Source organism: Bacillus sp. R45 (assembly GCF_021729365.1).
In the GTDB taxonomy this organism is placed as follows: Bacteria; Bacillota; Bacilli; order Bacillales; family Bacillaceae; genus Bacillus; species Bacillus velezensis.
On sequence record NZ_CP091421.1, the window covers coordinates 1,932,308 to 1,947,829 of the forward strand.

Below are 15,522 nucleotides of genomic sequence, written 5' to 3' on the forward strand. Positions count from 1 at the left end.
ACCTTTTTATGAAATTAAAGTCCTTTTACGAGATCTTCAATGCTTGATAGGGCTTGAGCGGTCAATTCTGTATGGCTGTAATCCGTTAATGTTTTTTCCCGCTCTTTTTTGCCGGAACAGTGGGCGATGATGTCCTCGAGGTGAGTATGGAAACGATTCATGAAGAACTCGATTGCCCCCGGTGCAAATACATCGGTATAAACGGCTTTTACCTCCAGTTGCCCGGCCGCCACCATCGCATTAATATCCAGATCAAACTCGCGGATGCGCCCGGCCGCTATATCATGCTGCGGCTTGAACGGTGACATCTTCAGCGTCCCCTCAAGACCGTCAAACGCACCGAGATAGTTAAAGCTTATTTCTGGGTCTTTATAATTAATGTTTCGCGAATATCTCAGCAGCCCGTAGCCGGTTCCGTGATGAGGAACCCGTCTCATCATGTCTTTTACCGTCTTTATGCGGTGCGCGGTTGTTTCGCCTGAGCCGTCCGGCACTCTCATATCCAAAAGCACCGGGTAAACAGATGTAAACCAGCCTGCGGTTCTTGACATATCAATGTCAGGAATATGCCCCTGGCGTCCGTGTCCTTCAGTGCTGATAAGGATCTGTTCGGAACCCGTCCACTCATGAAGCGCCATTCCAAGCGCCGTTAAAAGCAATTCATGAACATCCGTTCCGTACGCCTGCTGTGTTTCCAACAGCAGCTGCTTCGTGACTTCGCTGCTTAATATCCATGATGCAGTGCGCGCGTTTTCCTGCAATCGTCCGGCGTTTTCATCAGTTATTTTCGGCAGCGGCGCTGTTTCACCAGACATCACGCTGTCCCAGTATGCGGCTTCCTCCAGCAATGCTTTGCTCTTGGAAATGTCAAAAAGCTCTTCGGCATACTTTATATAAGAATCGCTTTTCGGCGGCAGTTCGATTTGTTTGCCGTTCAATGCCTGCTGATATGCTGTCTGCAGATCTTCAAGCAATATTCTCCACGACACGCCGTCCGTGATAAGGTGATGAATCGTGATGAGCAGATGGTCGGCTTCTTTCAGCCGGAACACTCCGAGATGAAACAGAGGCCCTTGATCAAGGCGCATAGCCTGCTGTATTTCTTTTTCCTCAGCGGCTATCCGTTTTTCCGGCTGTGTTTCTTCTGAAAGATCTATGACGTTAAGCGTAAAGATTTCTTCATGCTGCTCTGTGATTCCGCGGTTATATTGAACAACTTCCCCATGCTCATTTTCAGTGAAAGTCATTCGCAGCGCATCATGATGTTCTGTCAGCGCGCAAACCGCCTGATACAGCGCATCTATTTCGAGGCTGTCTTCACTGCACAGCATGACTGATTGGTTATAATGAAGCTCAAACGCACCCGGCTCCTCAAAAAATCTCTGCTGGATCGGTGTCAGCGGAGCGCTTCCTTCTATCGGGCCCTGATCAGCCGTTGCAACAGCCGGCGTGAGGTGCTTCGCGAGTTCTGCAATCGTCGGGAACTGAAACAAATCGCGGATCGACATGTTCCAGCCTTCTCCGGCGAGTCGGGCTGACACTTGAAGCGCCTTAATGGAATCTCCCCCAAGCTCAAAGAAAGAGTGATGAATTCCCGCTTTCTGAATATGAAGCACATCTTCCCAAATTCGGCATAACATCGCCTGTTTTTCATCGCCGGGCGCGACAAATGCCTGTGATGAATGTATCTCTTCTGCCGGCAATGCCGATTTATCAAGTTTGCCGTTCAGTGTAAGGGGCATGCTGTCTAAACCGATAATATGAGACGGCATCATATAAGCCGGGAGCTCCTGCATAAGAGACTGGCGGAGTGATGATATATCGGCCTCTTTAGGAACGATGTATGCCGCTAATCGGGCTTGTCCTTCGGCATCTTTCATCACGGTAACAGCCGCTTCTTTGACTTGACCGTGTTTCAAAAGCACACTTTCTATTTCTCCCGTCTCAATTCTGTAGCCTCTGATCTTCACCTGCTTATCGATCCGCCCTTTAAAACGAAGAGTTCCATCCGGCAGCCAGCAAGCCTGATCTCCGGTTCTGTAGAGCGTTTCTCCCGTTTGTAACGGGTCACTGAATGCGTCCTCTGTCAGCTCAGGCTGTCCCCAATATCCTTTGGCGACGCCGGCGCCTCCGATATACAGCTCTCCGAAAACGCCGATCGGCTGGACCTGTTTGTCTTTGTTTAAGACGTACATTTGCACATTCGGAAGCGGAACACCGATCGGCACATCATCTTCCCGGGGCTCTTCGCTCATTTCGGCTTCATAATACGAAGAATCAATTGTCGCTTCTGTTACACCGTAGCTGTTAATGATCCGCATTTCTTTCCCAAAGCGTTCATGAAGCGTATAAAAATCTTGCGACTTGATCATATCTGAACCAAGTACCAGTATTTTTACGCTTTGCAGCGCGAGTTTCCGGCGGTATATATATTCCATAAACGGAACAATCAGCGCGGGTGTCGACTCCATAAACGTGATACGGTGCTGATCAATGAGCCGATAAAGCTGCTGCGGCTCAAGCCGGACGTCATCCGGACAAATAACAAGCGTTCCCCCGTTTAGCAGGGCGCGTGCAAGATCCCCTGAAAATACATCAAATGAGAAACTCGCCATCTGCAGCGCTCTGACCGGTATAAGATCAAGCTCATAAATCCTGCGCCATGCAAGTGCTGCATGCGTAAAGCTGCGATTTCTGACTTCGACTCCCTTCGGCGTTCCCGTTGTTCCCGAAGTATATATGATATATGCGGTATCATCCGGTGACGCTGCCGGCTGAATATTCTTTGCGGAAATATCGTATTGATCTTCATGATCAAGCTGAATGAGAAATAAATTGTGATCCGTCAGCTGTGAAGCAAGTTCTTTGTATTCTGACTGCACCATCAAGACGGAGGCCGCGCTGTCTTTTAATAAATAGCGAATCCGTTCCTCAGGATAATGGGAGTCAACCGGTATATACGCCCCTCCTGATTTCATGACCGCAAGAACACTGACGATCGCTTCAATCGAACGGTTTGCTAATATGGCTGCTCTTTTTCCCGGACCGAATCCATTTTTCTGCAGTGTTCGGGCAAGACGGTTTGCCCGCTCATTGAGCTGGAAATAGCTGATCTGTTGTGCTCCTTCAATAACAGCGGTCTGATGAGGCGTTTCTTCTGCTTTCTCTTCAAACAGCTGGTGAAACAGTTTGTGTTTTTCCATGAATTCGGTTTGTGTGTTATTAAACTCAATCAGTAACTTTTGTTTTTCTTCTTCATTCAAAATGGCAGCTTTCGATAGTGTGACTTCCGGTTCGGCGGCAACATGGCGCAAGAGATTCAGTAAGTGGCCCATCCAGCGTTCAATCGTTTCTTTCATAAAAAGCTCGGTGCTGAATTCCATCTCAAAGCGGATGTTTCCATCGGATTCAGCCGCTGATAAGGTCAGGTCAAAACTTGATACATCATGTTCGGTATGCTCTGATCGTGACGCCTTCAGACCGGCCAGATTTATCTCCTCCCGCTCCATATTCTGAAGAATAAACATCACGTCAAACAGCGGATTGCGGCTCATGTCCCGCTGCACGCCGAGCCGTTCCACAAGCTCTTCAAACGGATAGTCCTGATGCTCATACGCCTCAAGCGCCGCCTGGCGGACTTCCGCCAAATAATCGGTGAACCGTTTGTCCCCCTTCGGCTCCGTTCTGATGGCAAGCGTGTTGACGAACATGCCGAGAATCGGTTCAAGGTCTTTGTGCGGACGCCCGGCAATCGGCGAGCCGACGATGATGTCTTCCTGCCCGCTCAATCTCGCGAGTAACGTATTGTACGCGGCGAGAAGCACCATATACAAAGTGGAGCCGTGATCCCGGGCGATGCGGTGAAGGCCGGATGCCGTTTCAGCGTCAAGCGTGCACGATACGCTGCCGCCCGCAAAGCTTCTGACCGCCGGACGGGGCTTGTCAGCCGGAAGCTCAAGCACCGGAAGCTCTCCTTCTAGCCTCTTCAGCCAATAGGCTTCCTGCTTCTGATATCCTTCTTTCTCCTGAAACGACCGCTGCCAGACGGCATAGTCTTTATATTGAAGGCGCATCGGCGCAAGCGAACGGCCTGCGTACAGCTCGCCGAATTCTTTAATCAAGGTATTGACGGACACACCGTCAGAAATAATATGATGCATATCCGTTAATAAAAGATGGTGTTCTTCCGATTCTTTCACGAGGGCCGCACGGAAGAGCGGCGCTTCCTCCAGACAAAACGGCCGGACGAATGCGTCAGCTGACTCGGCCTCATCGAGCTGAAACGGCACGCTGTCATGGATGCACTGCACCGGTTCGCCGTCAGGCCCCGTTTCAAAGGACGTTCTGAGCGACTCGTGCCGCTCAACAAGCTGCCGGAACGTCTCCTCCAACCGGCTGCGGTCAAGCGGGCCCGTCAGTTCCAGCACAGCCGGCATATTGTAGCCGACACCGCCGTCTTCAAGCTGCTGGAGCACATACATCCGTTTCTGCGCTGAAGACACCGGGTAGGTATCTTGTGTTTGCGCAGGCTGAATCGCTTCATACGGGCTTTCTTCCAAGTCCTGAATAACCGAAGCGAGCTCTTCCACCGTCGGCCGGGCGAAGATGTCCTGTAACGGCACCTGAACACCGAACTCTTTGGCGATGCGGGAGACGAGAGCCGTCGCTTTTAACGAATGGCCGCCCCGCTCAAAAAAGTGATCCCGGATGCCGACGGGGCCGTTTTTCAGCACCTCTTCCCAAAGGACGCAAAGCTTCATTTCCGTGACGTTCCGCGGGGCGGTGTACGCCTGTCTGTCTGCCGATCCGCCGGGAGCCGGCAGCGCGCGGCGGTCAAGCTTTCCGCTCGGCGTGACCGGCCATTCGGTCATCTTTATGAACTGAGCCGGCATCATGTAGGCCGGAAGGCGTGCCGCAAGCTCCGCCCGCACGTCATCGCTTTTTCGTCCTTCAATATAGGCGTAAAGCGCGGTTTCGCCGTGTTCGGTCCGGGCGGTGACCGCCGCCTCACGAATGCCGTCGATGCGCCGGATCGCCGCTTCGATTTCCCCCGGTTCAATCCGGTAGCCGCGGACTTTCACCTGTCCGTCTGAACGCCCAAGCCATTCGACAAGGCCGTCTTCTGTCCAGCGTGCGATATCGCCCGTCTGATACATGCGTTCTCCCGGATAAAACGGATCAACGACAAAGCGCTCCTCCGTCAGCTCAGGGCGGTTCAGATAGCCCCGGGCCACGCCGGTCCCCGCGATGTACAGCTCTCCTGCCACGCCCGCAGGCTGGATGGTTCCTCCGCTATCTAATACATACAGACGGGCACCAGGAACGGGTTTTCCGATCGGAAGCCTTGTCCGTCCGCTGTCCCGTTTTCGGTCACAGACGTAAAACGCCGCATCAACCGTCGCTTCCGTCGGTCCATAGCCGTGAATGAGCACGGTCTCCGGCAGAAGATCGGCAAACCGGGCAGCCGTAAGCGGGGAAAGAGCTTCCCCTCCGGCGAACACGCGTGTCAGTGTTCTGCCGAGGCGTGTTCTTGTTTCCTCAGGCTCCGTTTCCAGCGCGTCTAAAAAGCTGTTGACCATCGCCGGAATAAAATGCGCGGTCGTCACCTTTTCTGAGGCAAACGCTTCAATCATCCGCACAGGATCTTTCTCCCAGCCGGCAGGAAGCAGATACACGGAGGCGCCGGACATCGTCCACCAAAACAATTGCCAGATGGAGGCGTCGAATGAAAAGGATGATTTCAGCACGATAATATCCTCTTCCGTTAACGGAAACTGCCCTTGCATCCCTGATAAAAAGGCGGCGGCCTGACGGTGTTCAACAGCCACTCCCTTCGGTGTTCCCGTCGAACCGGACGTATAAATGATATAAGCGAGCGAATCAGCATCCGCTTCGTCAGAGACAGCCCCTGTCTCCGTCTCACTTGTCAGAGAAGAAAGAGACGCTTCTAGCGTTTCACCGGAAAAACCGGAAACGGATAACCCCGGCTGTGCAAGCAGGAGACAAGCGCCGCTGTCCTCAAGCATATAGCGCAGCCTGTCCTCAGGATAGTCCGGGTCAAGCGGCACGTAGGCGCCGCCCGCTTTTAACACGGCAAGCACTGAAACCGCCATCTCCGGCGAGCGTTCAGCGAGTACGCCGACCATGCTTTCTTTGCGGACGCCTTTTTGGCGGAGCCGGACGGCGAGCCTGTCCGTGTACTGATCGAGCTCGGTGTACGTCAGCATACCGCCCGGAAAACGAAGCGCCGGACGATGCGGCGAAAGCGCGGCGCGGCGGGCAAACAGCCCGTGAAGCGTCGGGGCCGGCGGTTCAGCCGTTTCTGTACGGTTAAACGCAGTTAACACCCGTTTCTTTTCTTTTTCATCCGCCATATCAATATGCCGAATCAGCCGGTTTGGATTTCTAACGGCATTTTCAACGATCGTCAGCAAATGAGTTTGAATTCGTTTAATCGATGTTTTAGTAAATAAAGCGGATTGATAATCAAAATTCAGCTCAATCAATCCCGTATCTGTCCGCTCCTTAATTAAAATGGACAGCTCATTTGCCGTATGCCCGCTGAAAAACATCGCCGTTTCATAATCGAAACCTTCTGCCTGACGCCACGCGAGAGGCTGGTATTGCATCGAAATCCCGATGATATTTTGCAGGTCGTGATGAATCTGCCTTAATTCATTGACAAAAAGATTGTAAGGATATTTCTGGTGCCGCATAACAGACAGCTGCTGTTTTCCTACACTGCGGACAAAAGACACGAACTCCGCATCCGGATCTGCCGTCATTCTGATCGGCAGCGTGCTGACGAACATGCCGAGCATATCCTTTTCGAGCTTGGAACCGCGGTTTCCGTAATAAGTACCGATGGCAATATCCTTTTTAGCCGTCAGACGGCTGATGCATATGTATAACGAAGCCATAAACAGAGAGATGATGCTGACATTATGATCTTTGCAAAAACGCCGGATTGATTGTTCTAAGGAGTGGGAAAGAGTGATTGTATCTCTTGAAGCTGCAGTGCTTTGTCTAAGATGAGAGGTTCGTTCCGCCAGTGAAAGGTGTTCCGGAACGGTTCGGTATGTTTCAGTCCAAAATGAACGGTCTTTTTGAAAACGGGAAGACTGTAAGTATTGCTGTTCTTTTTCCATGTAGCTGAGATAGGAAGGGCTTTGGTGTTCGGCCAAATCCTCGCTTCGCATGATTTTTTGGTAGATTTCAATGAGCTGATTGCCAAGCAGATTGAGCGAGATGCCGTCCATAATAATATGGTGAAATTTTGAATAAAGCCAAACTTCTTCGTCTGACATGACAAGCAGGGTAAAATGATACAGCGGTGAATGAAACAGCTTGAACGGAACACGCGTCTGTTTGTCAATCCATGCATCCCGCTCTGATTGATCAATATGAGTAAAATCAACGGTCTCTAAAGAAATCGGCCGATGCCAGGCCAGATACAGCTGGGGTTCTGAGCCGTCCCCTTCCGTCAGTTGAAACCTGAGCGAATCATTTTGCAAGATAGAGAAATCTAAAGCACGGCGCAATACGTCAAAGTCGATATTCCCCCTGAATTTGACGCACGCCGCAAGATTGCAGATACTTGTGCCCGGCTCGAGCAGCTCTGTAAACCAGACTCTTCTTTGGGCGTGAGTTAAAGAATAAACAGTGTTCTTCAATGGAATCCCTCCAATTCAATTTAAGAGGATAAGAAAGTGAAATAATTACAATTAAATTTCGACAGCATATGACTAAATCATCCATATAAGCATTATTTTAAAACATATTTTAGAAATCACAATAAAAAATTAAATTTTTTCTAACATTTTTTAGAATATAGTATATATTCCTCACTTCACTTCTTCATTTCTATAATTTTTATACCATGTAAAACAGTATGTATGTACACTGCAAACTGGTTCTAAAACACTATAATAAGGAATAAAATGTATAATTAATTGCGCTTTTAAAAAGGTTTTGCCTTCCGAAAAGAAATTTTATGATAAAAAATGAAAAATCAGTGAACAAGTAAGAAAGTATCATGTAAAAAAAAGGAAGAATGTTGCCGATATTACTTTTTGAAAAGATTGATTCATAATCGCAATATAATGTTTTACAGACACCAAAAAAGCCGAACCCTCTAAGGATCCGGCCCTTCTTATTGATTTGCCAGCACGACTGCGATTTTGTCTTCAATGTCTTTTCCGTCATCTTCGTCAAGCAGCCCGTTTTGAAGCACGGAAAAAATAAGCGTATCTCCTGTTTTTGTGTCTGCATAGCCGGCAATCGAACTGACTGATGTTAGTGACCCGGTTTTTGCTTTAATTTTGCCCTCTGCCGGAGTATTCTTCAGCCGGTTCCGAAGAGTGCCTCCCGTCATTCTGTCGCTTGCACCGGCGACAGGGAGCGAACGAAGGAAAGCCGGGTACCACTTCTCTTTCTGAACCGCATACAAAAGCTCTCCGATTTGGCCGGCGGATACGCCGTTAATATGAGAAACGCCGGATCCGTCTCTTGCAATCAATTCATCCGGATTGAGCCCGAACGATTTGAGCTCCGATTTCATCACGTCCAAGCCCTTTTCCCAGCTGCCCTCCCCTTTTTTCACTTTTCCCATTTCCTTGATCAGAATTTCGGCGTGCCCGTTGTTGCTCAGTTTCATAAACGGGATCAATAATTCTGAAAGAGGCATGGATGTCCGTGATGTGACAAGCTGGGTGCGGTGCGGCATTGGGTCTGTTCTGATTTTCCCTTTTACAGTTATACCCTGTTTAGTAAGCGCTTGTTTCCATAAATCTAAAGCATAGGACGACGGATCCCACACTGCCGCCCATTCTCTTGCCTTTGCCGAGCCGGCAGGTATGGCTCCCTTTATCGTAATCACATTGCCACCGTGCTCCCGTTCAACCGTCAATTCTTTCTTTTCATCAGAAGCGACGGTTTTTACTTCATTTTTCACACGAACGATGTCCGTATAGGGAGAAATTGAAATGCGCGGCTTTTTACCGGGCTGTTTCGCCGGGCTGATTTCCGCAATCACCGTTCCGGTATCATAATCCTCATTTGGGGAAGCGGTAAGAGCTGATACTTGCGCGCCATAATATTGGCCTTCATCACTCCACGGAAGATCAACTGAATACCTGGTATCGTCATACCACGAATCATCCCCGACCAGATCTCCTTTAATGACATGGATGCCTCTGGCTTTGACCTGTTTAGCCATCTTCTCAAAATCAGAAGCCAATAGGGTCGGATCGCCTTTTCCCCTGAGATAAAGGTTTCCGCGCAGCTGTTTTCCTCTCACGGCGCCGTCTGCCCGTACTTCTGTCTTAAAGGTGTAATCTTCTCCGAGAACGGAAAGCGCCGAAGCTGCCGTCAGCAGTTTCATCAATGATGCAGGCCTCAGCCGCATATCTTCCCGGCTGCCGAACAGCACCTCCCCTGTTTTTGCTGACCGGACACTGACGCCCGCTGAAGCCCCCTTTAAAGCGGGTTCTTCATCCAGAATGTGTTCCAGCTCTTTTTGCAAAGTATTTTTTTGTTCAGCCGCCTTAGCCGCATCATCAATATAAGGAACTTCGGCAATGATCAAAAGCAGAATCACCGCGCACAAGCGTTTCACATATGTTTTCAATGTTATCCCGCCTCTTTCCTATTCTTCGTCATGCAAAATGGTGATCCTGGATGACGCAGCCGCTTCTTCGCCCGGTTTCAGAATCTGAAGCCCTGTCAGTGATGCAGGCTGATTCAGATTAAATGCATCTGTAACGGAAGTATAAGGCTCAAGACTGACAAACCCCTGCTTTCCGTCACCGTTATATACCACCCAATGCTTGAAAGACGTGTCTGCCTGATACAAAACGGATAATTTCTCATTCGGATGATAAATAACAGCTTCGTTATTGCCGCCATTCCGTCCGGAAGAAAGAAAAACATGGTCAAACTGTTTATTTTTCAAAGACATCCCGTGACGGAACGCTTCTTTATCAGGAACATCCAATAAACGGCCCGTCGGTACGAAACGTTCATTTAATTCCCACATGCGGTCAGCCGTCAAAAATAGACGGGATCGCTCTTCATTGAAAACAAATGTGGAATGATAGCCTAGCCCCCAAGGAAAAGCCTCCGTTCCCTTATTCATAATCAGCGCCCGCTGCGTAAACACATTGTCTTTTAATGTATAGGTCATCCGGACAATGACATCGTGCGGAAATTGTTTATGAACACGGGGAATCTTTGAAAGATCAATTTCTGTTTCGACTGTCATTCCATCCCCCTCTTCTCTCGCTGCCGCCGCTTTCCAATGCTGATTGTGAAGAAAGCCGTGAATATGATTATGTTTATCCTCTTCGTTTATCTCGAATTGATACGCGCGCCCGTCAAAACGAAACGTCCCGTCCGTAATCCGGTTCGGCGGGAATAAAACGGGAATGCCGTACAGCATCGGTTTTTTGAGGAATTCCTCCGCAGTTTCCGGTTCTCTCAGAAGCCGCATACCGGTTCTTTTATCCCGAAGCGATATGACATTTGATCCCCACTCCGGCACAATGATGCATTCAGCCTGATCAGTCTCCGCCTTTATGGCTGAAACTCCTAAATAAGTCGTATGTTCAATCGTCATAAGCACCTGCCCTTTCCTTGTTTTCTAGCATGTATAGGAATTCCATTTTCTAAACTCATTTTCCTTCTCTAAAAAAAACATCGCCCGTATGAATTGAGCGATGTGCGGTAAAACCTTATTGAATCAGCCGGGTAATCTGTTTTTTCTTCCATACAAACCGGTAATACCCGTATTGCAGCAGCAGGCTGACGACAAAAGCCGCCGGATAACCGACCCAAATGCCAAGAATGCCGAGATTCGTATAATGAGAAAGAATAAAGGCCACAGGCACTTCAATTCCCCAAATCGTAAAAATGCTGATAATCGTCGGCCATAACACCGTACCGCTCGCCCGCATTGTTGCTGAAACAATCTGAGCGTGACCGAAAATCAGATAGCTCCAAAGGGTAATCATAATCAGATTGCGGGCAATGCGGAGTGTATCCTGATCGGTTAAAAACAAAGCCAGTATCTGCCGGGAGAAGGTGTAAATCAGCACAATCAAAACCCCGCCGATCAAATAATTCAGGCCGATGCCGACTTTGATGACCTGCTTCAGCCGGCCGAATTGATTGGCGCCAATGGATTGGGCGGCAAAAATTGAAACGGCGATACCGAGGCTTACCGCCGGCATCTGCACATAACTCGCCACTTGGTTGACGACCCCGTAAGCAGCCGTCGCGTTTGATCCGTAATGATTGACAAATGAAATGACCGCAATTTCAGAAAGTGATACGAGAATCATATTGATGCTTGACGGAATACCGAGACGGAGTAAAAGCGCGAGCAGCTTTTTGTCCATTTTAAGAGAACGGAGCGCAGTCCGGTCAAATGCCAATGGATGTTTCCTTTTCCGCAAATAAACCATGAGTACGATAAATGTCACGATGTTTGAAATCACGGTTGCATACGCCGAACCGTAAATGCCGAACTTCGGAAGTCCGAAAAGCCCGAGAATCAATAAGGGCAAGAGCCCGATGTTTATGACTGTACTGACGATTAACGTATAAAACGGAGTCTTTGAATCTCCCGTTCCGCGTAAAAATGTCGTATACGCAAAATATAAAAACATCAGCGGCATTGCGCAAAACAAAATGCGCGCATATCGGACACTGACATCTATTACGTTTTCCGGCGTTCCCATCAGCCGCAGAATATCAAGCGTAAACACACTGCCGACAACTGCCAGAACAATACCGAGCATAAAGGTAAAAGTCAGTGTAGTGCCGACAATCGCCTTCATCCTCTCTTCGTTTTTCGCGCCGTAAGCCTGCCCGATCAGAATGGAACTTCCCGAACCGATTCCGATCGTAAAGGAGATCAGCAGAAAAAACAGCGGAAAAAAAGACGATACGGCGGCAAGCGCATCAACTCCGAGCCACCTTCCGACAAATACCATTCCGACCAATTGGCCGACAGATTGCAATACATTGCTTAAAAGCAGCGGCACTAAAAATAGTGACATCGATCGCCAGACAGACTGGCCGCGGCCTTCCGCTGTTTCTAAATGATCTTGTACTTCCATATGTAGGACTCCTTTTTTGATTTTCTTCCATTTTATTATTCAGCAGACAGCTTGTAAAAACCTTTTGTTCAATGAAACTCTTTATCTTATTCTCACGTCTTACATGGAAATAAACCATAAAAATAAAAAGTCCGGAAAATATTTCTGAAAAGGTATTGTAATCTTACCGTAATTATTGTAACATTTGTAACATAGGAGAAAGAGATTGATTGAAGGAGAGATTATATCATGAAAAAATGGCTATTATTCCTCACTACTATTACATTGATTCTGTCATTGGGCACTGCGGCGACCGCAAAAAATGCACCTAATGACCTTACACAAAAACAAGCACTTCAGCTGGCCCTGTCAGCGAGAGAACATTTCTGGAACACGATGAGCGGCAGTGCGCTTAAATCAAACGCAAACTGCACATCTGAACCGTTTGAATATCAAAATCTTCAATACGTCTTTATGTGCAAAGACCTCGGAACAAAAGCGAAAGCCGTAAAATATCTGACACCCGCTTTTACAAAGCAAGCGATTGACAAAGGGCTCAAAGATTACCACTTCACTGTAAAAGACGGCAAATTAGCTGTTCCGGTCGGCGACGGAGATAACCTCCTGAATTGGAAAAAAGCAAAAATGACCCTTCTTTCTAAAAAAGGAAGCGTTCAAACATACCGCTTCACTGTACCGACTCTTGACGGTTCCCCGTCAGCAAAACGCGATGTAACATTCGTAAAAGAAAACAACGTTTGGAAAGTCAATCAATTTGATGCTGTCATATAAGAAAAAGCCCGCTTGCTTACAGCGGGCTTTTTTCACATCATTTCCACCAGGCTCTTGCGAAATATTCAACTCAAAAACCCCTTGTATAACAAGGGGTTTTCTGTCTTGCCGACATTATTAATCCGCACCTATCTTATACAAAAAACGCTCTAGGAGAACGTACAATATACCTCTATATACGTTGATATATAAGGTTTACCGACAAAACTTGTGCTAAATTTGTGTAAAATATTTTAAGTGTTTTTATCTGTGCAAATTTAGAATTCTTAAAGATATTCATTTTACTCTGAGTTTTAACGTGGTAAAATTTTGAATAATATTTTATCGCGAAAGGATATGATTATGAAAATCTTTGAAGCAACCACCCTGCTTTCTGCCGCTAAACAACGCGCAAACGAATACAAAGAACTCCGCGGCCAGATGGTTAACCTGAAAAAAGCATTTCAAGGCATGGCTGACCTCGGTGACAGCGATTTCTCAGGCCGGGGTGCCGACAACATTAAAGCCTTTTTCCAGGATCACGCCGGCGTCACAGACAGCTGGCTTGATCTGATCGATATGAAAATCGCATTTCTCACAAGCCTTCCCGGCAAGGTCGAAGATGCCGGACTTTCCAATTCGCATGTGGAGGAATCATTTCTGGAGCACGAACTCACCCATGCCCTCAGTAAATCAAAGGCGATTATGGAAGAGCAGAAAAAGGACATGCGCTCCATCCTCGATGAGATCGATGACATCATCTCGCTTGATCTATTTTCAACGGAAAGCACAGATCAGAAGCTTTCTTCAGCTGATAAAAAAAGAAGCGAAACGATACATAAACTCGGCAAGCTTGATCACGATCTAACGAAAGAATACGCAGAAACCGAAGCAAACGAACAATTCATCCAAGCCGACTTTCAGCAGCTCCAAAACGCCACAGGCAAAGGAAAAAGCGCCACGCCGCTTCACTACAACGCCAAAGCGTACCGTGAAAGCGACATCCATAAGAAAAAAGGCGAGATTGCAAGACATTCGGATGCTTATTTGACGATTAAAAAGGAAGAAGCGAAAGAGCGAGAGATTGAAAAACTGAAAGAAAGACTGAACAATTTCGACTATGCGAATGCTGCTGAGTTCTACTCAATGGCCAAAACGATTGGTTATGAAAACCTGACAAAAGAACAGCAGCGCTACTTCACTCAAATTGAAAACACGCAAGAACTCACAGACGGTTTCAAAGGGGTTGCAGTCGGCCTTTATGATGTTGGGAAAGATACTGTGTTAGGGCTGAAAGATCTCGCTGTCGGCGCCTGGGACTTTTATCAGCTCTCTGATGAACAAAAGGTTGTTAAAACGATTTCTACTGTATTGAATACTCCGTCTTATGCAAAAATCATATGGACAAACCTAGCCGATTCGTGGAATGATCAAATGGTGAATGGTGATACGTACTCTAGAGCGCACTATGTCTCCTATGCGGTGGGCAACCTTGTCGGCCTGAAAGGTGTGGGCTCGACGGTTAACGTATCAAGCAAACTCGCAAAAACAGGCTTCTCCAAGGTGGGAAAAGTATTGGAGTCTGGCGCTGCAAGCCATGTACACACAGGAATAAAAAACGGAACAGACTATATCAACTCTTTATTGAAAAATAAAAATGAACCTGCTCTTGTTGGAATAGCGAAAGATATTGAAAACACCCATAATGTAAAAAACACCCCGCTTTTAAAGAAAGAAATTCTAAAAAAGCAAGATATGCTGACACAGGCCGCGCCGTTCACACATAAAGATGCCTTTGGAAATACAGTAACAACTAACTTAAAAAATGGACATTTAAAAAATGATGTGCATCCTATAACAGGTATACCTTATGATAAAGATGGTTTTCCAATATTTGATCCCGTTGTAGAAGTAAAAATTGATAAATCATTACATCTTGAAAAAGATACTGTACAGTTTAAAAAAGCAACCGAACTCCTGTTGCAAGAAATCAACAAAAATCCCCAGTTGAGAAATCACTTTACAGAAATGCAGTTGAAGCAAATTATAAAAGGGAAAAAACCAAAAGGGTTTACGTGGCATCATCATCAAAATGAAGGTATAATGCAGCTAGTTGATTCAGATATACATGGTAAGACAGGGCACACTGGTGGAAGAAATATCTGGGGCGGAGGTTCCGAATACAGATAAAGGAGAGTTATAACATGGTTGAATGGGATTTCGGTGAACATCCTATCAGTAACGAAGAAATTCAAGAAGTTGAAAATACGCTACAAGTAAAGTTTCCAAAAGATTATTTAGAATATGTCAAAAGCTATTCTGGCGCTACCCCAACTCCTGAGACTTTTGATTTTGAAGGAAGAAAAGGGATTGCTTTCGGATACTTACATAGTTTCCATGAGGATAGTGAGTCATACATAATTAACGTTTCTAATCGTTATCGAGACGGCAGAATGCCAGATAAAGTAATTCCTATTGCGGATGATGTGTTTGGTAATGAGATCTGTTTCGATTTTAGAAAGAATCATAGTAATCCCCCTCTTGTTTTTTGGGATCATGAAATTGCATTTGAAAATCCAGAGGGTGCTCTGAGTCATATATGTAATTCGTTTACGGAATTGGTAGATAAGCTCTACGAAGAATAGAAACAAAA

At 47.1% G+C, this 15,522-nt stretch carries 7 protein-coding genes; 3 read left to right on the plus strand and 4 right to left on the minus strand.

Going from position 1 to position 15,522, the window contains the following annotated elements:
- Positions 1–14: 14 nt before the first annotated feature.
- The 4 genes from L3V45_RS09155 to L3V45_RS09170 all read right to left on the minus strand — a co-directional run bounded on the left by L3V45_RS09155 (position 15) and on the right by L3V45_RS09170 (position 12,119).
- Positions 15–7,673: a non-ribosomal peptide synthetase gene (locus L3V45_RS09155; protein ID WP_236837380.1), complete on the minus strand. Its 7,659-nt coding sequence runs from the start codon at positions 7,671–7,673 to the stop codon at positions 15–17.
- Positions 7,674–8,152: 479 nt separating this feature from the next.
- Positions 8,153–9,628: a D-alanyl-D-alanine carboxypeptidase/D-alanyl-D-alanine endopeptidase gene (gene dacB / locus L3V45_RS09160; RefSeq protein ID WP_014305120.1), complete on the minus strand. Its 1,476-nt coding sequence runs from the start codon at positions 9,626–9,628 to the stop codon at positions 8,153–8,155.
- A gap of 18 nt (positions 9,629–9,646) precedes the next feature.
- On the minus strand, positions 9,647–10,615 hold the full coding sequence (locus L3V45_RS09165) for an aldose 1-epimerase (protein WP_272904914.1): 969 nt from the start codon (positions 10,613–10,615) through the stop codon (positions 9,647–9,649).
- A gap of 115 nt (positions 10,616–10,730) precedes the next feature.
- Positions 10,731–12,119 (minus strand): MATE family efflux transporter, encoded by a 1,389-nt coding sequence (locus L3V45_RS09170; protein WP_044053408.1) that lies wholly within the window; start codon positions 12,117–12,119, stop codon positions 10,731–10,733.
- 228 nt (positions 12,120–12,347) lie between these two features.
- On the opposite strand from L3V45_RS09170, the gene L3V45_RS09175 reads away from it, so the two are divergent.
- The 3 genes from L3V45_RS09175 (at position 12,348) to L3V45_RS09185 (ending at position 15,514) form a co-directional block, all read left to right on the plus strand.
- Positions 12,348–12,890 carry an IseA DL-endopeptidase inhibitor family protein gene (locus tag L3V45_RS09175; RefSeq protein WP_015388142.1) on the plus strand — a complete coding sequence of 181 codons (543 nt, stop codon included), beginning with the start codon at positions 12,348–12,350 and terminating at the stop codon, positions 12,888–12,890.
- 342 nt (positions 12,891–13,232) lie between these two features.
- Entirely contained in the window at positions 13,233–15,059 is a 1,827-nt protein-coding gene (locus L3V45_RS09180) for a T7SS effector LXG polymorphic toxin (protein WP_236837390.1), read from the plus strand.
- Positions 15,060–15,073: 14 nt separating this feature from the next.
- Entirely contained in the window at positions 15,074–15,514 is a 441-nt protein-coding gene (locus tag L3V45_RS09185) for an SMI1/KNR4 family protein (RefSeq protein ID WP_024085400.1), read from the plus strand.
- Positions 15,515–15,522 lie beyond the last annotated feature (8 nt).

Bases quoted from the DNA above. Each gene is read 5' to 3' on its own strand.
- L3V45_RS09175 (WP_015388142.1), top strand. From the start codon at position 12,348: ATGAAAAAATGGCTATTATTCCTCACTACTATTACATTGATTCTGTCA.
- L3V45_RS09165 (WP_272904914.1), bottom strand. From the start codon at position 10,615: ATGACGATTGAACATACGACTTATTTAGGAGTTTCAGCCATAAAGGCG.
- L3V45_RS09185 (WP_024085400.1), top strand. From the start codon at position 15,074: ATGGTTGAATGGGATTTCGGTGAACATCCTATCAGTAACGAAGAAATT.
- L3V45_RS09180 (WP_236837390.1), top strand. From the start codon at position 13,233: ATGAAAATCTTTGAAGCAACCACCCTGCTTTCTGCCGCTAAACAACGC.
- L3V45_RS09170 (WP_044053408.1), bottom strand. From the start codon at position 12,119: ATGGAAGTACAAGATCATTTAGAAACAGCGGAAGGCCGCGGCCAGTCT.